25 protein-coding genes are annotated in these 22469 nt (G+C 39.0%); 9 read left to right on the forward strand and 16 right to left on the reverse strand.

The window, feature by feature from the left end:
* Positions 1-164: 164 nt before the first annotated feature.
* The gene (locus tag GLIP_RS09575; RefSeq protein ID WP_008844413.1) at positions 165-473 is read left to right on the forward strand and encodes an isoamylase early set domain-containing protein; all 309 of its coding nucleotides are present in this window, start codon (positions 165-167) and stop codon (positions 471-473) included.
* A gap of 119 nt (positions 474-592) precedes the next feature.
* Here the strand turns inward: GLIP_RS09575 and GLIP_RS09580 are convergent, their stop codons facing one another.
* Both GLIP_RS09580 and GLIP_RS09585 read right to left on the reverse strand, forming a co-directional pair.
* The gene (locus tag GLIP_RS09580; RefSeq protein ID WP_008844414.1) at positions 593-1519 is read right to left on the reverse strand and encodes an electron transfer flavoprotein subunit alpha/FixB family protein; all 927 of its coding nucleotides are present in this window, start codon (positions 1517-1519) and stop codon (positions 593-595) included.
* Positions 1519-2268, reverse strand: a complete 750-nt coding sequence (locus tag GLIP_RS09585) for an electron transfer flavoprotein subunit beta/FixA family protein (RefSeq protein WP_008844415.1) — start codon at positions 2266-2268, stop codon at positions 1519-1521. Before GLIP_RS09585 ends, GLIP_RS09580 begins: the two co-directional genes overlap by 1 nt.
* A 436-nt stretch (positions 2269-2704) precedes the next feature.
* Here GLIP_RS09585 and GLIP_RS09590 point away from each other — a divergent pair, with 436 nt between their 5' ends.
* The 4 genes from GLIP_RS09590 (at position 2705) to fldA (ending at position 6079) form a co-directional block, all read left to right on the forward strand.
* Positions 2705-4351 (forward strand): electron transfer flavoprotein-ubiquinone oxidoreductase, encoded by a 1647-nt coding sequence (locus GLIP_RS09590; RefSeq protein WP_040522549.1) that lies wholly within the window; start codon positions 2705-2707, stop codon positions 4349-4351.
* Between the two features lie 98 nt (positions 4352-4449).
* The gene (locus GLIP_RS09595) at positions 4450-5229 is read left to right on the forward strand and encodes an alpha/beta fold hydrolase (protein WP_008844417.1); all 780 of its coding nucleotides are present in this window, start codon (positions 4450-4452) and stop codon (positions 5227-5229) included.
* A 66-nt stretch (positions 5230-5295) separates the two neighbouring features.
* On the forward strand, positions 5296-5514 hold the full coding sequence (locus GLIP_RS09600; RefSeq protein ID WP_008844418.1) for a DUF2788 domain-containing protein: 219 nt from the start codon (positions 5296-5298) through the stop codon (positions 5512-5514).
* Between the two features lie 40 nt (positions 5515-5554).
* Positions 5555-6079 (forward strand): flavodoxin FldA, encoded by a 525-nt coding sequence (gene fldA / locus GLIP_RS09605; RefSeq protein ID WP_008844419.1) that lies wholly within the window; start codon positions 5555-5557, stop codon positions 6077-6079.
* Between the two features lie 116 nt (positions 6080-6195).
* Here the strand turns inward: fldA and GLIP_RS09610 are convergent, their stop codons facing one another.
* Positions 6196-8205: a methyl-accepting chemotaxis protein gene (locus tag GLIP_RS09610; RefSeq protein ID WP_008844420.1), complete on the reverse strand. Its 2010-nt coding sequence runs from the start codon at positions 8203-8205 to the stop codon at positions 6196-6198.
* A 285-nt stretch (positions 8206-8490) separates the two neighbouring features.
* Between GLIP_RS09610 and fur the strand changes: the two genes are divergently transcribed.
* Positions 8491-8922: a ferric iron uptake transcriptional regulator gene (gene fur, locus GLIP_RS09615; RefSeq protein ID WP_008844421.1), complete on the forward strand. Its 432-nt coding sequence runs from the start codon at positions 8491-8493 to the stop codon at positions 8920-8922.
* A gap of 21 nt (positions 8923-8943) precedes the next feature.
* Here the strand turns inward: fur and alr are convergent, their stop codons facing one another.
* The 5 genes from alr to GLIP_RS09640 form a co-directional block, all read right to left on the reverse strand.
* Entirely contained in the window at positions 8944-10044 is a 1101-nt protein-coding gene (gene alr / locus GLIP_RS09620) for an alanine racemase (RefSeq protein WP_008844422.1), read from the reverse strand.
* 64 nt (positions 10045-10108) lie between these two features.
* Positions 10109-10972, reverse strand: coding sequence for an aminotransferase class IV (locus GLIP_RS09625; protein WP_008844423.1), 864 nt, complete (start codon positions 10970-10972; stop codon positions 10109-10111).
* Positions 10973-10989: 17 nt separating this feature from the next.
* Positions 10990-11967, reverse strand: a complete 978-nt coding sequence (locus GLIP_RS09630; protein WP_008844424.1) for a 5-oxoprolinase subunit C family protein — start codon at positions 11965-11967, stop codon at positions 10990-10992.
* Complete coding sequence (gene pxpB, locus GLIP_RS09635) at positions 11964-12680, reverse strand: 5-oxoprolinase subunit PxpB (RefSeq protein ID WP_008844425.1); 717 nt, start codon at positions 12678-12680, stop codon at positions 11964-11966. Before pxpB ends, GLIP_RS09630 begins: the two co-directional genes overlap by 4 nt.
* Positions 12680-13405, reverse strand: coding sequence for a 5-oxoprolinase subunit PxpA (locus tag GLIP_RS09640; protein ID WP_040522580.1), 726 nt, complete (start codon positions 13403-13405; stop codon positions 12680-12682). Before GLIP_RS09640 ends, pxpB begins: the two co-directional genes overlap by 1 nt.
* A 128-nt stretch (positions 13406-13533) precedes the next feature.
* Here GLIP_RS09640 and GLIP_RS09645 point away from each other — a divergent pair, with 128 nt between their 5' ends.
* Both GLIP_RS09645 and GLIP_RS09650 read left to right on the forward strand, forming a co-directional pair.
* The gene (locus GLIP_RS09645) at positions 13534-14367 is read left to right on the forward strand and encodes a CvfB family protein (protein WP_040522552.1); all 834 of its coding nucleotides are present in this window, start codon (positions 13534-13536) and stop codon (positions 14365-14367) included.
* Positions 14368-14397: 30 nt separating this feature from the next.
* Positions 14398-14790: an OsmC family protein gene (locus GLIP_RS09650; protein ID WP_008844428.1), complete on the forward strand. Its 393-nt coding sequence runs from the start codon at positions 14398-14400 to the stop codon at positions 14788-14790.
* A 55-nt stretch (positions 14791-14845) separates the two neighbouring features.
* Here the strand turns inward: GLIP_RS09650 and yiaA are convergent, their stop codons facing one another.
* From yiaA to GLIP_RS09665, 3 genes are read right to left on the reverse strand one after another with little or no spacing between them, the layout of a single operon-like run.
* Complete coding sequence (gene yiaA, locus GLIP_RS09655; protein ID WP_008844429.1) at positions 14846-15295, reverse strand: inner membrane protein YiaA; 450 nt, start codon at positions 15293-15295, stop codon at positions 14846-14848.
* Positions 15296-15324: 29 nt separating this feature from the next.
* Entirely contained in the window at positions 15325-16134 is an 810-nt protein-coding gene (locus GLIP_RS09660) for a DUF2145 domain-containing protein (RefSeq protein ID WP_008844430.1), read from the reverse strand.
* A 53-nt stretch (positions 16135-16187) separates the two neighbouring features.
* Positions 16188-16538: a hypothetical protein gene (locus GLIP_RS09665; protein WP_008844431.1), complete on the reverse strand. Its 351-nt coding sequence runs from the start codon at positions 16536-16538 to the stop codon at positions 16188-16190.
* A 127-nt stretch (positions 16539-16665) separates the two neighbouring features.
* Here GLIP_RS09665 and GLIP_RS09670 point away from each other — a divergent pair, with 127 nt between their 5' ends.
* Positions 16666-17406: a helix-turn-helix domain-containing protein gene (locus tag GLIP_RS09670; RefSeq protein WP_008844432.1), complete on the forward strand. Its 741-nt coding sequence runs from the start codon at positions 16666-16668 to the stop codon at positions 17404-17406.
* A 14-nt stretch (positions 17407-17420) separates the two neighbouring features.
* Here GLIP_RS09670 and GLIP_RS09675 read toward each other — a convergent pair whose 3' ends face one another.
* The 5 genes from GLIP_RS09675 to GLIP_RS09695 all read right to left on the reverse strand — a co-directional run bounded on the left by GLIP_RS09675 (position 17421) and on the right by GLIP_RS09695 (position 22457).
* Positions 17421-18131: a phosphatase PAP2 family protein gene (locus tag GLIP_RS09675; RefSeq protein WP_008844433.1), complete on the reverse strand. Its 711-nt coding sequence runs from the start codon at positions 18129-18131 to the stop codon at positions 17421-17423.
* A 6-nt stretch (positions 18132-18137) separates the two neighbouring features.
* Positions 18138-18827: a TVP38/TMEM64 family protein gene (locus GLIP_RS09680; RefSeq protein ID WP_161602047.1), complete on the reverse strand. Its 690-nt coding sequence runs from the start codon at positions 18825-18827 to the stop codon at positions 18138-18140.
* Between the two features lie 195 nt (positions 18828-19022).
* Positions 19023-20000 (reverse strand): hypothetical protein, encoded by a 978-nt coding sequence (locus GLIP_RS09685; protein ID WP_008844435.1) that lies wholly within the window; start codon positions 19998-20000, stop codon positions 19023-19025.
* Positions 19993-20592: a sigma-70 family RNA polymerase sigma factor gene (locus GLIP_RS09690; RefSeq protein WP_008844436.1), complete on the reverse strand. Its 600-nt coding sequence runs from the start codon at positions 20590-20592 to the stop codon at positions 19993-19995. Before GLIP_RS09690 ends, GLIP_RS09685 begins: the two co-directional genes overlap by 8 nt.
* A 17-nt stretch (positions 20593-20609) precedes the next feature.
* The gene (locus tag GLIP_RS09695) at positions 20610-22457 is read right to left on the reverse strand and encodes a vWA domain-containing protein (protein WP_008844437.1); all 1848 of its coding nucleotides are present in this window, start codon (positions 22455-22457) and stop codon (positions 20610-20612) included.
* Positions 22458-22469: the final 12 nt, after the last annotated feature.

Below are 22469 nucleotides of genomic sequence, written 5' to 3' on the forward strand. Positions count from 1 at the left end.
TTACAAGTAAGAATACATTGCACAGTTAAAGTGCGTATTTTCAAAAAATTCACCATTTATTTTGTGATTTTGTGTAATTTTATTTCACGAATATAAAATAAAAATGTAATATTGGCGTATTATTAAACTATTACTGTAATTTAATTACTTACTAGGAGGAGCATATGAGCTTCAAAAAACAATATCTTAAATCTAAACCTGTGTGTAAGGTAACTTTCAAACTTTCTAAAGAAGAAGCTAAAAACGCAGATTCAGTGCGTTTGGTAGGTGACTTCAATGATTGGGACATCGAAACATCACCCATGAAAAAGTTGAAAAATGGATCATTCTCTTCGACTCTAAACCTTCCTGCAGATGCAGAATATCAGTTCAGATATTTACTCAACGATGAAGAGTGGGAAAATGATTGGAGCGCTGACGCTTATGTCACATCCCCTATTTCGTTCGACGAAAACTCTGTTGTATCGGTTTAATTTCAACTGAGTCAGACACGAAAAACATCGTTCAAAACAGCAGTTTAAATAAAAAGGCAGTCATGCTTACAGCAGACTGCCTTTTGTATTATTTATGCTAGTACTTCGAATAATCGCTGTTATAGAGCGGCTTCTAATTCAGGAAGTACATCAAATAAGTCCCCAACTAAGCCGTAATCCGCGACTTGAAAAATCGGGGCTTCTTCATCTTTGTTGATAGCAACAATAATTTTCGAATCTTTCATACCCGCTAAATGCTGTATTGCACCTGAAATACCAACAGCAATGTACAATTGTGGAGCAACTATTTTACCGGTTTGCCCTACTTGCATATCATTCGGCACAAAACCCGCATCAACTGCGGCACGCGATGCACCAATTGCTGCACCAAGCTTATCGGCGATCCCTTCAAGCAATTTAAAGTTTTCACCATTTTGCATACCACGACCACCGGAGATAATGACTTCCGCTGCAGTAAGTTCTGGGCGTTCTGATTTAGTCAGCTCAGCACTTACAAAAGCAGATTTATCAGATACTTTTACCGTATCTAAAGCTTCAACCGACGCTGAACCACCTTCCTCGGCAGCATCAAATGCCGAAGCTCTTACCGTGATAACCTTTTTAGTATCACTGCTTTGTACCGTTGCGATTGCATTTCCGGCGTAAATGGGTCGAACAAATGTGTCTTCACTTTCCACTGCAATAATGTCAGATATCTGAGCAACGTCTAACAATGCAGCAACTCGCGGCATGAAATTTTTACCCGTCGTGGTCGCCGCAGCGATAATATGAGTATAATTCTCTGCCAATTCAGTTACTAGATCACCGATGTTCTCTGCTAACTGATTAGCATAAACTGGGTTATCCGCTAGTAGTACTTTACTCACACCTGAAATTTTTGCGGCTTCATCTGCTACTGCTGCGCAACCTTCCCCTGCTACTAAAATAGTCACGTCATCAGCCAATTTGCTCGCGGCGTTAACTAATTTATGAGTCTCTGACTTCAATTGTTTATTATCATGTTCTGCAAATACTAAAACAGCCATTAGATCACCTTCGCTTCTGTTTTTAATTTTTCAACAAGTTCAGCTACATCCGCTACTTTAATTCCGCCTTTACGTTGCGCTGGTGCTTCGACTTTCAAGGTTTTCACGTTTGAAGTTAACGTTACCCCAAAATCATTCGCAGACTTTACATCAATAGGTTTCCGTTTCGCTTTCATAATGTTGGGTAACGTGGCATAGCGCGGTTCATTTAATCGTAAATCAGTAGTCACTACTGCCGGCAAATTCAATTCGACCGTTTGTAGTCCACCATCAATTTCTCTTGTTACTTTCACTTTATCACCATCGATATCGACTACAGATGCAAAAGTACCTTGCGGCATGCCCGTTAAGGCCGCCATCATTTGACCTGTTTGGTTGTTGTCTGAATCTATTGACTGTTTACCTAAAATAACCAGTTGTGGCTGCTCTTCTTCCACCACTTTTGTCAAAAGTTTAGCAATTTGTAATGAATCTAGAACGTCACTGGTGTCGATTTGTAGCCCACGATCAGCACCAAGTGCCAACGCGGTTCTGATTTGTTCTTGGCACGCTTTGTCACCAACTGACACTACAACAATCTCGCTAGCAATGCCTTTTTCTTTCAGTCTTACTGCTTCTTCAACAGCGATTTCACAAAAAGGGTTTATAGACATCTTGGTGTTAGTCAAATCAACAGCTGAGTTATCGGCTTTGACGCGAACTTTTACGTTGTAATCAATGGCACGTTTAACCGGCACTAAAATTTTCATGTTTACCTCTATAGGATACAAAGTGTAGAGAATTCATAACGCAATACATGCGTTTTTGAAAAGTTGCGTAAATTTACTGGCTGTAGAGCTAAGCGTCAACCAAGCGAGAACAAACTAGCATTTATTGTTTTGGCTATTTTGCTTCTAAATTGTAGGTCATAATTTACATTTGAGCTTGAGTTTTAGTGTGGTAGTGTTGCTTGAAAAGGCCATATAACAAGGTATTAACATACCTTCAGATACGGACAATAATTACAGTTATCCAATTGATAAATAAAGATATATTTTAAATTAATTGGTGACTAGGTTGGGCAATATAAAATCCAAACATACTATACAGTTAGTGAATAGTTTGGGACATTATTGGTTACTATTAGTGATAGTAAGCAAATTATTTATTTCTTTAATTAATAGATATCTATAAGGGGGCAAACCCGTGGAACGTGAATCAATGGAGTTTGATGTTGTAGTTGTTGGAGCTGGACCAGCAGGACTCTCAACTGCGTGTAAAATTATGCAATTGGCCAAACAAAAAGACCAAGAATTAATGGTATGCGTTGTTGAAAAAGGCTCTGAAGTTGGAGCACATATCCTATCTGGAGCAGTTTTTGAAACGCGTGCGCTGGACGAACTTTTTCCAGATTGGCAGGAACTAGGTGCGCCTTTAACCACAAAGGTTACTGAGGATCATATCTATTACCTTAGAAACCAGGAGTCAGGATCTAAATTACCTAATTTGCTCACCCCAAAAACCATGCATAATCAGGGAAATTATATTGTCAGTATGGGAAATGTCTGCCGTTGGTTAGCAGATCAAGCAGAACAACTTGGTGTAGAGGTTTTTCCAGGATTTGCAGCATCCGATGTAATCTACAATGAAGATGGTAGTGTCGGTGGCATCATTACCGGTGACATGGGCATTAGTGAAACTGGAGAGCATAAAGACGGTTATATGCCAGGCATGGAATTGCGGGCTAAATACACGGTTTTTGCTGAAGGTTGCCGTGGGCACTTAGGTAAACAACTCATAGCTAAATTCAATCTTGATGAAGGTAAAGCCCCGCAACACTATGGCATTGGATTCAAAGAGATTTGGGATATAGACCCAAGTAAACACCAAGAGGGATTAGTAGTACACACAGCAGGTTGGCCGCTAAATAAAGAAACGGGTGGCAGCTATCTTTATCATGCTGAAAACAATCAAGTGTTGGTAGGGATTATTATCGATCTCAACTACGAAAACCCTCATTTGAGTCCTTTTGACGAATTTCAAAGAGTTAAACAGCATCCGGTATTAAAACAGTACTTAGAAGGTGGCAAGCGCGTTTCATATGGTGCTAGAGCAATCGCTAAAGGTGGTTATAACTCATTGCCTAAAATGACCTTCCCTGGTGGTCTTTTAGTTGGTTGTGATGCAGGCACCTTAAACTTTGCCAAAATTAAAGGAAATCATACTGCAATGAAGTCCGGTATACTGGCCGCTGAAACGATTGTCGATGCAATCAGTCAAGACAAAGTTGGTCAAGACCTTACTGAATATACCGAAAAATTTGAGCAATCTTGGTTATACAAAGAACTTTATAGTGCTAAAAACTTTGGTGCAGCATTACATAAGTTCGGTACTTTTTGGGGCGGAGCTTATAATACGTTTGAACAAAACATTCTGGCAGGTAAAGCACTATTTAATCTAGAAGATAACAGCAAAGACTACGAATCCACAGGCTTAGCTAGCGACTTTACTAAGATTGATTACCCCAAACCTGACGGCGTCATTAGTTTTGATAAATTGTCTTCAGTATTTTTATCAAATACTAATCATGAAGAAGATCAACCCTGTCATTTGCGTTTAAAAGATCCCTCCATCCCAATTGCCATTAATTTACCTAAATATGATGAGCCAGCTCAGCGTTATTGTCCTGCTGGCGTTTATGAAGTCGTGACATCTGATGTGGGAGAGAAGAAGTTTCAAATTAATGCACAAAACTGCGTCCATTGTAAAACCTGTGATATAAAAGATCCCTCACAGAACATTGTATGGGTAACACCTGAGGGGGCTGGCGGACCCAATTACCCTAATATGTAATATCTATACAAGTCATAGCTGGACTTTGATAAAGTCCAGCTATATTTATTTCTACCAATGACTTGTTTAAATTAACATCTATCCCTATTTACATGACTATGCATTCAATTAATTATCATCTAAGCAGCAATCTTGCTGAAAAACCCTATATTGTGCTACTACACGGTTTATTTGGCAGTTTAGATAACCTGTCAATGGTTAGAAAGGCGTTAGAGTCGACATACAATGTGTTAAGCATAGATTTACCTGATCACGGTAAGTCGGCATTTACAGAGAAATTTTCTTTTCATTCATATGCGCAGAAAATCGTCGAACTGTTGACTGATTTAGACATTCAGAAAGTGGCTATATTAGGGCACTCGTTAGGTGGCAAAATCGCCATGACAATCGCGCTTAATTTTCCTAATTTAGTAGAAAAATTGATAGTCGCTGATATAGCACCTGTCAGTTACACTCCTCGACACCAAAACGTATTCAAAGCACTTAATGCGGTAAATTTACCGCATTTAACCTCAAGAACTGAAGCTGACAAAACCATGTCTGCATATTTGCATGAAGCCGGAGTGAGCCAATTTTTATTAAAAAGCCTAAAACAAACAGATGGTCAGTGGCGTTGGGACTTTAATCTGGCATTATTGGAACGAGATTATGCTGAACTGTCTAAATCCATTGCATGTGATACCAGTTCTAAAATACCCGTGTTGTTTATTAAGGGCGGGTTATCTGATTATATTCTACCGGAGCATAAGCAGGTAATAAGTAAACTATTCCCTAATAGCAGTGCAAAAGTAATCGGCTCCGCTGGTCATTGGTTACACGCCCAGAAACCACAAATATTTAATCGATTGGTCGTTGAATTTTTACAAAAAGACGCATGAGGGTAATTCGCTTGCGTCGCATTGTGTGATATATTCTGCGCGTTTTTTTATTCTAAAGGTTTTGCGATGCTAAATGAATATTATGAGCAAATTGAAGCAATCGTGTTAAACCTCACGCTGGTCGCATTATTTGCACTCATGGGGTATGCGATTCACGATGTTTTAAAAAAGAATGATGTACCCTTTATAGGTAGAGCAGTTGTATATCTTGTTTTATTTTTAGGTGCAGCCGGTTTTATTGCAAAAGGTTTGATTCAGGTCTTTTGGCAAAACAATGGCGTTTAATATTATTAAACCCAAATCAGTTAAGTAAAGGAAAGTTTGAATGGCAAGTGTAGGTTTATTTTTTGGAAGTGATACTGGCAATACAGAACACGTTGCGAAAATGATCCAAAAAGAACTGGGTAAAAACCTGATTGACGTCTTTGATATTGCAAAAAGCAGCAAAGAAAGCATTGCCGAATTTGATCTATTATTGTTCGGTATCCCTACTTGGTACTACGGAGAAGCCCAATGTGATTGGGACGATTTTTTCCCTGAATTAGAGGAAATTGATTTCACCGATAAACTAGTAGCGATTTTTGGTTGTGGAGACCAAGAAGATTATGCTGAATATTTCCTCGATGCTATGGGTATGATCAGAGATATAGTCGAAGCTAGAGGTGCTATTTTAGTCGGTCAATGGCCTTGTGAAGGTTATGATTTTGAAGCATCTAAAGGCATGGCAGACGATGAACACTTTGTAGGACTGGGTATTGACGAAGACCGTCAACCTGAGTTGACCGAACAAAGAGTAAAAGATTGGTGTAAACAGATACACGAAGAGCTATGTCTCGCTGAATTGGCCTAATTAATTATTGCCATACGGATTTAAATTAAAAGCGCTTGTTTGGATATCTACTTGCTAGGAATTTCAATTCAAGCGCTTGATTTAAAGTTTGATTATTCTTAATTTCAGCTATCGTCTTACAATTTAAAACGCGTCACTGCTTTACGCATTTCGATCATCAAATTGTTCAACTCTTGATTTGCCTCTGTAGAAGCATAAGTCGTTTGTGCACTTTGTTCTGCAAGTTCTGCTGTATTACTAAGTTTGTTGGCAATTTTTTCAAATAAAGAATCTTGTTCCAACGTAACACTCACTATGTCTTGATTCATTTTTCGTAAACTATCAATAGTTTCATTTATTTCTGATACTTGCTGAGTTACATCAAAGATTTGACCTTCACTTTGTTTGGCATACTCACTTCCAATACTAATTGCTTTCACAGCTTGCTCAGCGTCTGCCTGAAGGCTTGCAATCATAGATTCAATTTCTTCGGTTGAGTTTTGCGTACGATTAGCTAACGTACGTACTTCGTCGGCAACCACAGCAAATCCCCTTCCCTGTTCACCAGCCCGTGCAGCTTCGATTGCAGCATTCAGAGCCAGTAAATTTGTTTGTTCTGCAATGGTTTTAATAACATCCAAAATGCTACCAATTTTCTTACTGTTTTCGTCTAATCGATGAATAACAGCCGAAGATTGCTCAGCTTGTTGAGTTTGTTCGGATATTTGAGCATGGGTGTCAGTGACGAGTTTGCTCACATTAGCACTTTGCATACTAACTTCTTGCAGTTTCTGCATACCAAATTGAATTTGTTCAGTGTTATTCTTGCTAGCTTGACGAATAGTATTGGTATCAGTCGCTGTAGAGTTTAATTGTTGTTTTTGCTGCTCTACCTGAACCAGTGTTTGCTCACCTAAATTTGCGCTGGTTTTGGTGGCTTTTTCTAAAGCCGCTTCCTGCACTAAAATTTGACTCACTACAGAATGCAAACTTTCAGTGAGTTCATTTACATTAGAAGCTAACACTGCAAATTCATCTTCATTAGTAGAATAGGCTTTATGGGTTAAATCGCCGCTACTTATTATTGATAAACTGCGGTTTATACGAGCCAATGGGGCGGCAATGCTACGAGCTGCAATAATACCTAAAATGATGGCTGCCGCTACAGCAAAAACGAGTAAAACAAGACCTTTAATTATATTAGAATTAACCGTATCGATAATTGCGTTTTGCCCCACCAGCGTATCTTCATTAACTTGCGAAAAGACCGCGGTGAAATTGAGTTTCGCAGTATCTAACTTTTCATTTGCAAGTTGGTAATATTGTTTAGATTGTGATTTCAGTTCTATCTTCTGAGTCTGCTTTGAAAATAAACCTGGATCTTGAGTAAATGCGTTTTGTAGTTTTTGAAATTGCGCATTCAGCGATTCAACATACCCTTGCGTATCGATGGTTTCTGAAAGTCGATTTATATAATCAATATCAACCTGTACATTACTAAGTGTAAATTCAATATCGCCTCTGATGGTTTCACTCAGTTCACTGTTATTTGCTGTGGTATATTCTTTAATAGAGTTAAATAGAGGTGTAATTTTATTGTCCGCATTAATCGCAGTACCAATTAACACCTCAAGATTAGGATCATCACCTTCTAAAAATGTAAGGTCGCCCAACAAAGCACTGGTTTCATCGGTCATTGCTAACAAATCAGCAGCAATTTGACTGATTTCCGCAGTTAGCGCCAGTTGCTTTAAACGCGCCTGATACATTTGATTTGATTGGTCTATATAAGCAAGTGAATCGTCAGCACCTTGTTGGTAAGCGCTATTTGATTTTCCAATTATGCTACTGAGACTATTTAAGGTCTGTATAAATTCTGAAGACAATGCATCAAAAGTCTGCTGGTTATCATCTAAAGCCGACAAGGATTCTTCAAAATAGCCATTGGTAGAAACGGTTCCTAAAGAAAGTATACCTGTCTGAATTTGCAACATTTTTGCCTGAACAGGCATTTTTTGTTGAACGACGGTATTAGCGGAATCTCGAATGTCTGCTAGACCAAAATAAGACACGACATTAGTGGCAACTATCACACAACCAAACAACGCAAAGCCTGCAATAATTTTACCGACCACATTTAAATTCATAACAAATCCTGAAGTTAACAACTTGTTATATCGTCAGATATAACAAAATATTGAGGAAATTCAAAGAATTCCAGCACTTTCACGCTTCAGTATAGAACAAATTTGTAACTTTAAACGATATCACGTTAATTTTAGGTTAAATGTACACAAAGTATACTTAACAAATGCATTTTTAATTCAAATCAGTATTTTTTGTCTGGATTAATGTTTAGATTGCCCACTATCCCTTTCATATTTCAATTACTTCCCTATAATGAACGCACCAATTAGTTCTTAGAAATACAGATGGATCAAAATAAAGAGTTAAAAAAAGCTGGGCTTAAAATAACTTTACCACGACTTAAAATTCTGGAAGTTTTGCAAGAGCCTGCAAATCAGCATATTAGTGCAGAAGACGTTTATAAGTTACTCATTGAACAAGGCGAAGAAATAGGCTTGGCTACTGTTTATCGAGTTTTAAACCAGTTTGATGATGCTGGAATTTTAAATAGACACCACTTTGAGGGTGGAAAGTCAGTATTTGAAATTAGTCATAAAAAACACCACGATCACTTAGTTTGTTTGAAGTGTGGAAAGGTAATTGAGTTTGAAGATCCTGTTATTGAAAGGCGTCAAGATGAAGTCGCAACCCAAAATAACATGAAATTAACACACCACAGTTTGTACCTTTACGGTGAATGTACAGATGGCAACTGTGATGAAGATTTGGACGCTTAAATTTATATTTAAGCATCCAAATTACAAACTAATAATCCTGCGACGTGTTCTTTTAGGCATCCGAGTGACGAGTTCATAGCCTATCGTATTTGCCCACGTTGCTACTTCATTAGCTAATAAATTTTTCCCCCAAAGCTCTACTTCAGAGTCAATTTTAATATCTATTAAGCCTGTGACATCAATTGTGATCATATCCATTGATACTCGGCCACAAAGTTTCGCTCGTTGGCCATTTACTAATACAGGTGTACCCAATTTTGCGTTTCGAGGATAGCCATCTCCATATCCAACGGCGACTGTTGCAACGACCGAATCCTCCTTGGCTTGCCAAGTATTTCCATATCCCACACTTTCTCCCTTTAGCACGTTGCGTAACGCAATTACTTTTGATGTAAAGGTCATGACTGGCTGTAATTGAGATTGCATTGTGTCGTCATGCATAAATGGCGAAACACCATAGAGCATAATGCCAGGTCGGTTCCATTGACTGCGTGCAGAAGGCCAAGCACTTATTCCTGCAGAATTTGCTATGCTACAGGGCATAGCCACATCAAATTGCGTTTCAATATTTTTACGACACTGCGCAAAATGGTTTAATTGTGATTCAGTAAATGGATTATGTTGTTCATCAGCAACTGATAAATGAGTCATAAGTATTACATTATCGACTTGCGCCGCAGCCTTTAGTTGTGAGAATACATCAACCACTTTTTCTATTGGGAAGCCAAGCCTATGCATACCCGTATCAACTTTTATCCAAACATCAATACGCTGTTCGATGCCTAAAACATGTAACATTTGCACCTGCTCATGGTTATGCATAACCACGCTAAAGCGTTGATTTGATGCAATAATGAGTTCATCAGCTGAAAAACATCCCTCCAGCAATAATACCGGCAGCATTATGCCCTGTTCACGTAGCTCCATTGCTTCTTCAAGGCTTGAGACAGCAAACATGGTTACTTGTTGTTGAAGTGCTTTTGCTATTTCTATGGCACCATGCCCATAAGCATCGGCTTTTATTACAGCGACAGTTTGACTGTCTGGAGATAAAGATTGAGCATATTGGGTATTTGCGACAAGCGCATTTAAATCAATGGTGATTTCTGTAGGGCGACTCATTGAGTATATTGATCCTCGGAAATAGAAAACTGGCTAACTAACCTAAAGGTGAATTGCAAAAAATTTAAAAATCAAATTTGTGTTTATTAAATAGCAAGTTAATTTGTTTATACACTTCACCTACTTTGCCATCCCCTATTTTTGCATTATCTAAGATTACAGCTGGCGCAATATTACGTGTTGAACTGGTTAGCCATAATTCGTCCGCATTTCTTGCCTCATCCAGACTAATACTTTTTTCGGTTAATCCAAAAGTGGTTTTTGCCGTTATTAGATCCATGATAATCGCTCGCGTGATACCCGGTAACAACTGCGAATCTAATGGCGGAGTATATATATGATTATTTTTCACAATAAAAACATTACATGCTGAAGCTTCTGTTACTTGTTTTTGCTCGTTATACAGCAAGCATTCATCAACTTGTTGATTTTGGCTATTTTGATAATGAAGAACATTCCCCAACAAAGAAGTAGTTTTAATATGGCAATTACGCCATCTACGGTCTTGTTGACTGATTAAAGTTAAACCTTTACTGGCGCTACTTAAGTAGTTTGTTGGTGGTTTTATTGGGTAACAGGTTATAAAGATAGTTGGCTGAATATTGTCGGGAAAACCATGCTGGCGTTTTTGACTGACACCACGACTGATTTGAATATAAATAGCGAGATTGTCGCCTTTATTTAACCCCAATAACTTAGAAAGAACCGATTGCCATTTTTCTTCTGACCAATCGAAAGCGATTCCAATCGCCTCTAATCCTGTTTGCAATCGAATTATATGCTGTTTAAAACCGATCATTCTTCGAAGATGGACCGGAATGACTTCATATATTCCATCACCAAACAAAAAACCTCGGTCCATAGGCGATATCATAGCCTCATCCTGAGGTAAAAAAGTACCATTTAAATATACTGTGGTGTCAGACATATATCAGCCAAATAAAGTTAATTGTTTTGTTGTATTTTACATCGAAGGTTTGCGTGCTTGATGTTATCTAACATCACTAAATTGTGTGCAGTTTGGATATCAATTGGTAAAAAGCTGACCTGACATTCAGGCGCAGCTTGAGCCAATCGGTCACAATCAATGGATAACACACTGCCTAGTTTAAAATAGCCACCTAAGGTTTGTCGATCATTGAGCATAATGATCGGTAATCCTTGCGGTGGTATTTGCACTGCCCCGCGGGTGATCCCCTCTGACAGCATAGCCTTTCGAGGAGCTTGAATTGCTTTACCTTTTAATTTGGCCGCCATTCTACTCGTATCTGAGCTAACAACATATTCATTAAGATAGAATTGTTTTATCGCCGTAGGCTGAAATTCCGCTATTTGATAACCTTCGACTAAACGCAAGACTAATTGATTAGTGCTTGTAACGCCAGCACTTGTTGGTGCTCGAGTTGGCGACTGCCTGTGGATAAATTTAGGCTGTTCATTATTATCTGCAAACAGCGCTAGTCGATCAGTTTTTTTAAGGGGTTGACCATCTTTATGTAGCCCCCCTAACCCATCACGCGTGACCGTAGTACAACTATCAAAGACTTTGGGTACATCGAAACCTCTATTGATAGCAATGTAGCTTCTCAAACCATTGTTAGCTTTGCTAATGGTGATAACATCCCCCGCTTGCAATTCATAATTCTGCCAAGCGTCAAAATGTTTACCATTTAATTTTACTTCCGAAGCTGCTCCCGTAATCGCCACTTCACAGCGCTCGTTCACCTGCATACTAAAACCTGTACCAATAGTCTCGATACTAGCTTCAATCTGCGCATTATTGCACAACCAATTAGCCCAAAGACAGCTGCGTTTATCTGCTGGTCCACCTGTGGTAATTCCCAATTGTTGGTAACCTAACCTACCAGAATCAACAACAATACTTTGCAGGCCGATTGCCATTATTTCAGCAAACTGACTCATATCTTCGACTCCACTAATCGCATGTATTCCGCTTCACTTATTGATTTAAACTTAACGGTATCGCCTATTTTAAATGGAATCGGTGGGCTTTTGTCAGGATCAAATAATGTCAAAGGGCATAGCCCTATAAGATTCCAACCGCCCGGTGATGAGTTTGGATAAATAGCAGTTTGCCGATCAGCAATCGCCACTGCCCCCTTTGGAACTTTTTTACGCGGTGTATCTAAACGCGGTGTCGAAATTTTTTCATCTGTTTCACCCAAAAAAGCAAAACCAGGCGCAAACCCTAGACAAAATACCCGGTAACTAGCGTGTTGATGCAGATGAATTACTTGTTGTACCGAAAGTTGATTGTGCTTTGCTACTCGTTGCAAATCGTTGTCGTCACCCAAACCATAACAAACAGGTATTTCAATAATCGAATCTGTCAGCGTTTGATCGTCAGGCGTAACGTCTTTACAAAATAGTGCTTTTACTACTTCAGTCACCCTTTGTTTAACGGCAAAGTAATCAGTTTGCTCAAGATCAATTGTAATCAAAACCGAATGATAAGCAGGTATTATCGAATCTAACCAGTCAAGTTTAAGGTTTACGAGTATTTCTGTTAGCTGACTGACAAACTGGTTTTTTTGATTCAAATTTTCGCCATCAAAATACACGATCAATGCATTTTCGGAAGCAACAGTAATTTTGTAAGGAGCTTGGCCAAGCATTACGATAATAACCCTCGAATATGTTTAACAACTTGTGCTGCTCCGCTGCTATCTCCATGCACACAAATCGTATCTATTTTTAAACTTAAAATCTGACCAGATTCGGTAACAACCTCTTGTTTTTTTACCATCCTTTCAACTTGTTGGTACATATCATTTAATTGCAGTACAGCTCCAGGTTTAGCTCTAGATACTAACAAACCTGTGTCGGCATATCGTCGATCTGCAAACGCTTCAAATTGTAGTTTCACCTGATACTTATCAGCAATCGCCTGCAAATTTTGCCAATTTGAAACAGCTTGTATTACTAAGGATAAGTTACCTGAATAACTGCTAACGGCTTTTAGCACCGTCTCGAATAATACAGTATTGGCCATCATGTCATTGTAAAGCGCTCCATGAGGCTTAACATAATCAACGGTTTTTGACTGTATCTTAGCCATACCTTGCAATGCCGCAATCTGGTAATGAATTAGAGGAATCAGCTCGTCTTCTGTCATCGCCATGCTGCGCCTACCAAAGCCCTGTAAGTCAGGATATGAAGGATGTGCACCTATCTGTGCATTATGCTTTGCAGCGGATTGAATGGCAGCCTGTATTGCTTGAGGATCACCACTATGGAATCCGCAAGCAATATTTGCCATGTCGACATATGGCATGATCAAATCATCGTGCGGCATACGCCATGCACCATAACTTTCACCTAAGTCACAATTTAGTTTAATCAAGCGCTTATTGCTCCTCTCAAATTCAGATACAATGGTTACCTATGGCGAATTCATAAATATTGATATTTTTCACGTTCTCTACCAAGATTCGCTAGTTTACTTCATTCTTAAAAAAAGTCAGGTGTATGCTACAAATTGGAAAAATGAACCGCTTAGAAGTGGTTGACAAATTACCCTTTGGATTTTATCTGGACGGTTCACAAGTAGAACGAATCTTATTGCCCAACGGGTCTGCGCCAGCGGATTGCGAAGTCGGAAATATGGTGGATGTATTTATTTACCATGACAGTGAAGATCGCATTATCGCAACTTCAAAAATCCCCTTAGCTTTTGTCAATGAAGTGGCTGTGCTAAAGGCTAAAAGCTTGACCAGTGTGGGGGCATTTTTAGATTGGGGCTTGGAAAAAGATTTACTGGTACCATTCAGCGAACAAGAACGACCTATGTCAGAAGGGTTAGAATATGTAGTTTACGTTTTCGAAGATCCAGAAACCGGTCGATTAGCCGCATCCACAAAACTACGTGACTTTTTATCTGAAGACGGACATGACCTCGAAACCGGAAAAAAAGCCGATTTAATTATATGTGGACGCACCGACATGGGCTACAAAGCGGTGATTAATGGCACCCATTTAGGATTAATTTTCAAAGACGAAGTATTTAAACCCCTGCGTATTGGTCAAAAAACTCAAGGCTATGTAAAACGAGTGCGCGAAGATGGCAAAATTGATTTATGTTTTCAATTCCACAGCGAACGCGCCAGAAAAGAATTAACCGACTTAATTATTGACGATCTCATAGCCCATGATGGCCTATCAACTCTAACCGATAAAAGTCCGCCAGATGAAATAACCCAACGATTTGGCGCCAGTAAAAACGCCTATAAAAAAGCCTTAGGGTCTTTGTTCAAACAAAAACGTATTTTAATCGAAAAAAATAAAATCACTCTGGTGAAATAATCCACCCAAGAGCGTAAAAAGGAACACACTATGCAAGCCACAGTAACTTGGCAACAAGATATGCTTTTCAATTGTGAAACCGACACAGGTAAAACACTACAATTAGACGGTGACGGAAACCAGTTGACGCCAATGGAAACGGTTTTATTTTCAGTAGGTGCCTGTTCGTCAGTTGATGTGGTTGAAATCATGAAAAAGTCTCGTCAGCCACTGACGCATTGTCGCTGTGAACTAATCGCCAAACGCGCAGAAACTGCCCCAAAAGTGTTTACTGAAATCCATGCAGAATATGTGGTTAGTGGTGAAAAAATTAACGATAAACATCTAGCGCGCGCAGTGCAGTTATCCTGCGAAAAGTATTGTTCTGTTATGCTTATGTTGGCTGCGAATGTAAACATCACAACCTTATATAGAGTGGAATGAAAAAGCCCGTTTATGATTAACGGGCTTTAATCGCTTAAACTTTGATTATTTATAATCAGCCAACGGGTGTTTCTTGAATAAGATTACTCGTGTTGAGTGAAGAATACGCCTGTTTGTCTCTCACATTTTTTTGCACGGTTACAGCAGCAAATAAACTCAAAGTATAGGCCATTCCATAAAAGCCCTTTTCACTTAGCAACAGATCCGCATTGATTAAGCCAATAACCAATAGCGCTATGGCTAAGCCAGTGGATAACCAAGATAAACTCACATAAATAGTAGATGTGTTCACCCCTTCCGCTTTATCACGCACAGTTTTCTGTAAAGACACAATAGAAAACAAACCATATAACAGGGTAATTAAGTAGTACCCTTTTTCGTTTAACATCATCTGGGCATTCACAAGACCTATTGCAAAAGCACCTATACCGATGGCCAATGCGACAATCGCTGCGTATGTATATGCTTTAGTTGGTCCTTGTTGCATAGTAATTTGTGTTGTCATAACTTTTCTCCAATACATTGACTAACGATTTAAAGACTTTCAATATCACCTGAATCGGTATAGGCAATAAATTCCTCTGACAATTGATTCTGGCGCAAATACTCACCTATGGTTGTGAATGTAGATGTGTAGACTTTGCCTTTATGATCTTTGGTACTGACATCATCCATAAACATCGAGCCAAACATGAGTTTAAGTGGACTGGTTTTTACCCGCTGAGCCTTAAAATGTGCTTTCGCATTCACTTTTAATTGCGCCACGTCTTGAGTGTCGTAAATAGCTGCATTGAGCAGGTCAAGGGTATATTCCGTACAATTCTGAAATCTGTTATTAAACGGATTGGCGATGACGGAGTAGTTTTCATTGTGCAAACTCTTGTCCTTTCCTGAAGCGATCAACTGAATTAACTTTTCTTGAACTTCCACGCTGGGTATCAGTATTCCAGCTTTAAGTTCGTGTGCTCCCCAAAAGAAATCAACCGGATAATCAATCACCAACTCACTTTTGTCCGATTGACCTGTTTTTTGATAAAGGTTATGAATTGCATAGCCCTGAACCGTTTCGCCATTGTCCAGAGTAATATTTGAATACAAGGCAACAGCCGTGTGGGTAAACCTGATCCCCGCAGGTAACTCCTTTTCCGGCCTACCCATTCTGGCAATAATAAAGGCTCTAGCACCTTTGGATGCGGCGTATTTTTCAACGTCTTTAGCAAATTTTACAATTTTTTCAGGTGCGTGCTGAATTGCAGCATCACTTTGACTTCCCGCCCAGCTGCTAGGTGACGTAAACCCAATTACGCTAACAATAATTATCATTAATAATGTTTTAGAATTCATTTCCCTACTCTCCAATAACTATTTACGAAAAAAATTAAGCTGCAGTCTAATCCTTAACGATTAATGACCTGATTAGGCGCAGGATCAGCAGTAATAGTCAGTTCCGTAACGATTAAAGTGTGATGCTGATGATGGGAATTTGCATGCGAGGCTTTTGCACTATCTAACAAGGCATCCCCAGCCTCAGAGATAACGCTTCCAGCGACCAAACTTACCCCAGCAGCAGCAACAACCGGTGCAACCATAACGGCACTAGCTACTTTTGCTGTAGAGGCCATACCTTGTGATGTTGCGATCGCTGAATGCTTACTGGCTTGTCCACTATGATAAGTAGATTCGGTAGCAAAAGCGTTAATTGAATACACCGACATTAAAATAATTAGGCTTGACGATAATGATTTCATATTGTTCTTCCTCGTTTGTTGTGAACGAGAGAAACAATATCTTTGAGTATAATCTATGTAAACTATAACGTTATATGTATACTAATAATCAACCAATAGTTTATTTATACAATACCGAGAGCGAAAAATGAGTCAAATTGCTCAAGTTAGCAAAACCTTAAAACAACTGTTAAAACAACAGCAAATTACTTACCGTGCTTTAGCGCAAAAGTTAAAAATGAGTGAAGCCAATATCAAACGCATATTCGCTTCTAATAGCTTCACCTTAGAACGTTTAGAAGAAATATGTGATGTATTACAAATGTCTTTGTCTGACCTTTTCTTGATGACGCAACAACAAACAGAAAAGCTCAGTCAACTCACTGTAGAACAAGAAAACCAGCTTCTAAGCGATCCCAAACTACTATTGGTTGCCGTTTGTGTGCGTGACTCATGGACGTTTAAGGAATTAATTGAACATTATGATATTGACCAATTTGAATGCACGCGCTTATTGGCCAAATTAGACAAATTGAAAATTATTAGTTTATTACCTAATAACCATTACAAAACGTTAATCGCTCAAGATTTTCGATGGATACCCGGAGGACCATTAGAGAAATTTATGGAGCAAGAAGTGATGGTTAAGTTTATGGCGCCCAAAAAAGATGAAAAATGGAATTTTAGACTGTACATACGTGGAAGATATTCACAGTCTTCCATAGAAATTATTCAACGCAAGCTAAATCAACTGACTAAAGAAGCATCAGATTTAAACCAAGAAGATGCATCTCTACCGTTAAATAAGCGTCAACATATGGGCATTCTGATGGCTATGCGACCCTGGGAACCTTCATTGTTTGAAAAAATGCGCCGCAAAAAAGTATAAGCGCATACTCTACCTTAGTTGTTAGGTATGACAGGTTTCTTGCTCGCGAAAACGCCTTTCATTTTTAAGAACCTAACAATTAACAATGTTATCAGGGCCCAACCAATCCCCATTAACCAACCAGCTAAAACATCGGTTGGCCAATGTACACCCAAGTAGACTCTGCTGACTCCAATGGCAAGCGTAAAAATCGCTGCGACAATAAAAAAATAGGTTTTTACGCGTTTACGCACAGGTAAATAAGACAACATACCGGCCAACGAAAAATAAACGAGTGCTGACAACATAGCATGGCCACTGGGAAAGCTAGCGGTATAGACGTAACTTCCATGAGGCACAAGATCAGGTCGAGGGCGAGTAATTCCATATTTTAAAGAAAAACTTACTAACATTCCTGACGCAATCGTTAACACTAAGGCCATGGCTAATTTGGGTTTATTTTCGATTAACAGAAATACGGTAACGAAAAAAGTAAAGCTAGCGAGAATGGCTACACCACCCAAAGCAGTAATATCGCGCATCATCTCTTCAACCCACTTTGGACCTATGGGATCTGATAAGTCATTAGCATGCCGAAATGCCAAAATTATATACTGGTCAATTTCAGGGGTACCACCTGATACAGCGAAACCAGCTAATTTGTAAAATGCCAACAAAATCAGTGTTATTACAAAAATTAATATTAGCTGATTAATAAACGGCTTCTCCAACAATACTTTGATCATTGTCTATCACTCCTGCTGAGTTTTCGTGTCTTCAAGCCACATCGATACATAATACTTTGAAATAAGTAACGTCATGATTGATATTATTCCGCCAACTCCTAAAACTAACCAATTGGCTGTATCAGGCGTGTTTTCGGTATTCAGCATCGAATGCCCTCCAATCCATCCAAGATAAACATACAAAGTTGTTAACGGAAGTTGTCCTAATAAGGTAGCCCAAACATAAGTAAACAATCGAATATTAGTCACGCCTAAACCATAGTTTTTGACCACAGCGGGAATAAACGGATTAAGCCTCAGCATAATGATAAATTTAGCCGTATGCTTGTTAATCAACGATAGTAATTGACTTCCGTTTTTGGTTTTTTCAATTTTGTCAGAAATAAAATCATGGATAAAATGTCGAGAAATAAGAAAAGTCGACACAGCGGCAGCTAATCCGCATGCCAAAGCAACCGGCAGCGCTATGGCGAATCCAAATAAAATACCCGCTGCAATATTAAAAATAGAACTTGGGAATGATAGGCATACCAAAGTTACATAGACTAAACAAAAGACAACCACACTCCAAACACCAAAAGACTGCACATATTCCACACCTTCTGTGATTTGCTGTGTGGAGACCCCAAACTTCCAACCCACAATTACGGCAAGACTGATGGCGACAAACGCGATTCCTGATTTAATAAGAATCATTTTACTTGAACCCTGCATACCTTACCTTCTTGTAATTATTTGGGTGTGTTGCATTTTAGATACAGGAAACGTGCCAATAAATAATCCATATATTTCAGCACGTTAAAGATAGAGAGGTGTTTATGTTGGAAATTATTACAAAAAATCTACATTTATATTACACACAGCTACTGAATTTCGCTACGTTAGTTTAAATTATTGATTCAATTTGGTTTTCTGCTTTTCAGTCAATACCTGTAAATATTTTTGATCAATTTGAATAGCAGGATCGGCGATTTGTAATAGCAATAAATAATCATAAATATCGGTTTGCAATTTATGCGCGATTGGATTGTCAGCTGTACCAGTCGTTACTGACTTTGTTTGTTCTTTTAGTTTGATTAACAAATTGTCTAAATATTCTGTATTTACCTGCATTTTTGAAGTTGAATAAAGTTCATTGGGTTCTCTAGCCATCAATTTAGCACTAGACAAAGACATCGCTTTTTTGCGTTCATTTTCTTCTGCTTTTTGTCTAGCTAGCAAGACTGCATTTTTTTGTTGTTCTTCAGCGGCAAGTTGCTGTGCTTCTTCGTTACTCAGTGCTATGTATGCTGGCATCTGCTGATCTACATTCACATCCGACGACGTTTCTAAATCCAAAGACAATGTCTCAATTTCAACACTTTCCATTGCCTTTGACGCTAAACTTAGCGCTTCTTTTTCTGCGTAACGAGCGCGCTCAGGCTCGACGACTTTTTGCTCATGAAATGAATCATGATCCGGCAATGGCGCTGAAGCCATTCGCTGTGAAACATTAGGAGAATTTAAATCGCGTGTTTCCAACTTCGCTTTTTGAGCTTGTTGGGTTTCATCCACAGTGGCTTGATCTGCGATGTCAAACGTATCGATAGGTGCCGATGGCATTTGTTCAAATCTGGGATCAAATTGTTCATATTGAGTATAGACAACTAACGTAATAAACATGACTGACGCCGCGATGGATGTTGGCCATTGCCACTTTCGCCATGTTGATGGCGTACTACCCACTTTGATTTTCAATTTTTGGTTAGCTAACGATAAAATCTGCTTATCTACTGCTTCCGATGGTACTTGCTTGTCTTGAGCTTGATAGATCCCACTAATCTGCTCATCGACGATACGTTCACTATCATGTGGTTTTTGATCACCCATTATTAGCACCACTTATTGCCCAATCGGGCATCTTTTTAGTTAAACATGTTTTTAAATGTGCATAGGAGTAACGCAACCGACTTTTAGTCGCTTCGTATGATAAATCAATAACTTCTGCAATCTGTTTTACGCTCATAGTCGATTCTTCTTTAAGCAGAAAAGCTTCTAACAGCTTTACCGGTAAACTTTGCATACATTCTTTTAGCAACATTTTTTGTTTTTCTGTTTGTAGCAGATTCTCTGGCGTGTTCTGCAGACCTTGATTGGGCGTATTCTCAAAGTCAGAATCATGTTCCGCATCACTAATGACGTTACTCACGACCTGCAAATGTCTAACTTGATCAATTATTCTGTTACGCGCCATCTTATATAGCCAAGTTGAAAATTTAGCATTGGGTTCAAATGAATCAGCATTAGCAATCACTTTTCCCCATGTGTCCTGAAACAAATCTTCAGCCAACTGCTGATCATGTAACTGACGTAAAAAATATCGATATAGGCCGCCTTTGTGGCGCGAATAAAGTAGCTTAAACGCATTTGCATCTCCTTCTGCAAAGCGCTTAAGCAACTCTTCATCTACTACTTGGTTCAAACGAATCCATCTTCCTATTATTTATTAATGTTAGTTAAACGCCGCGTCCGTGGATTAAATTCTGACATAGACACATCGTTATCCAAGTCAGTTTTGGATGTTTCAGTCTGCAACGTTTTGGCCATTCTAACTAATGACACAAACTCTGCGCGATAACCATAATCATCCTTACCTTTATTGTTGTTGGCAAGAGTGATCACCTGATCAAAGTCTAAGTTTTGAGTAAACTTACTGTTTTTCAATAACTGCGCAAAACTAATCACCGAGGTAGCAAACTTAAAGTCGGTTGATTGCGCTTCAAACTCAACGATACTGCTTTTCAATACAACTTGATCAATTAACACACTTTTGTCTTGGTCAATCGGTTTGTAGCGTAACTTTATATGCGCCAGTTCGTTGCTTATATCTTCGGGTGCGCTTTTTTGCGCTTGTTGATAGCGTAATTCGTCATTATATTTTTCCCCACCCTGCAGCACAACTTCATAAAATGCTGTTACCGTATGGCCTACGCCTATTTCACCTGCGTCCACTTTGTCATTATTAAAATCTTCATTATTTAAAGCGCGGTTTTCGTAACCGATCAAACGATACTCGGCTACCGTATCGGGGTTAAACTCCACTTGAATTTTAACATCCCTAGCTACTGACTGAAGGGTTGCCTCTAACTCATCTACTAACACTTTACGCGCTTCTTGCAAGGTATCAATGTAGGCATAATTTCCGTTGCCTTTGTTCGCAAGCTGTTCAATTAAATGGTCATTATAATTTCCCTGTCCAAAGCCCAAGGTGGTTAACTCAATCCCTTGCTCTTTTTGTTTCTCAATTAACTCAATTAGCTGTTGATGATTCACCATTCCCACATTAAAGTCGCCATCTGTGGCTAAAATAACGCGATTAACACCACCTTTTTTGAACGCTTGTTTGGCTAATTTGTAAGCCAGCTCTATGCCTTCTCCACCGTTAGTGGAACCACCTGCAGATAATTTTTCCAATGCTTGTTCTATTTTGAGCCCTTGATTACCTTCGGTAGGCTCTAACACAACACCAGAAGCCCCAGCATAAACCACGATAGCAACACTATCATTTGCTGTTAACTGTTTAGTTAACATGGTTAATGCTCGTTTTACCAACGGCAATTTGTTAGGCGAATTCATCGAGCCAGACACATCGAGTAAAAAAACTAAATTTTTATGTATTGCTTCGTTAGTTTTATCTGCTTTTTCTTTAGCGTTCTGGGGAGCTTGGGCTTTCAACCCAATTCTCATCAACATTCTGCCAGAATTCCAAGGCGAGGTTGATACTTTGCTATCAATTAAAAATGGATGAGGATGGTGCAAGGCTTGTGGATATTCATAATCGAAATAATTCACAAATTCTTCAACGCGAATAGCATCAGCAGGTGGCAACCAACCTTGATTTAACATCCTTCTAGCGTTGCTATAACTACCTGTATCGACATCAATGGAAAAGGTTGATACTGGATTGGTACGAGTACTAAATACTTGGTTTTCTTCAAGATGCTGATAATTTTCCGTGTAACTAGGGTTATCCGCAACGGGGGGCGGATATAAGCCAGGTGAAGTGGCGTGTGATACATCAGCTAGTGCAAATGCCTGTAACCTTTGACTTTGTTGTTGTTTTGCTTGTGACTCCGCCCTATGAGCTGAAACTGCAATTGCTTCGATTCTTTCACGCTCTGCGGCTCGCTGTTCTCTTTTTACCTGATTTTCACTCTCAGTACTTGAGCAGGCTGATATTGCTAACGCCAGCACTGTAGAGGTCATTAGATACCCTACCCTTTGACCACTAAAAATCCGGTTTGAAATTACATTTTCAGATAATTTACTTTTTCTAAACTGGTTCATTTTTGTTCCTTT

This window comes from Aliiglaciecola lipolytica E3 (assembly GCF_000314975.1).
Classification (GTDB): domain Bacteria; phylum Pseudomonadota; class Gammaproteobacteria; order Enterobacterales; family Alteromonadaceae; genus Aliiglaciecola; species Aliiglaciecola lipolytica.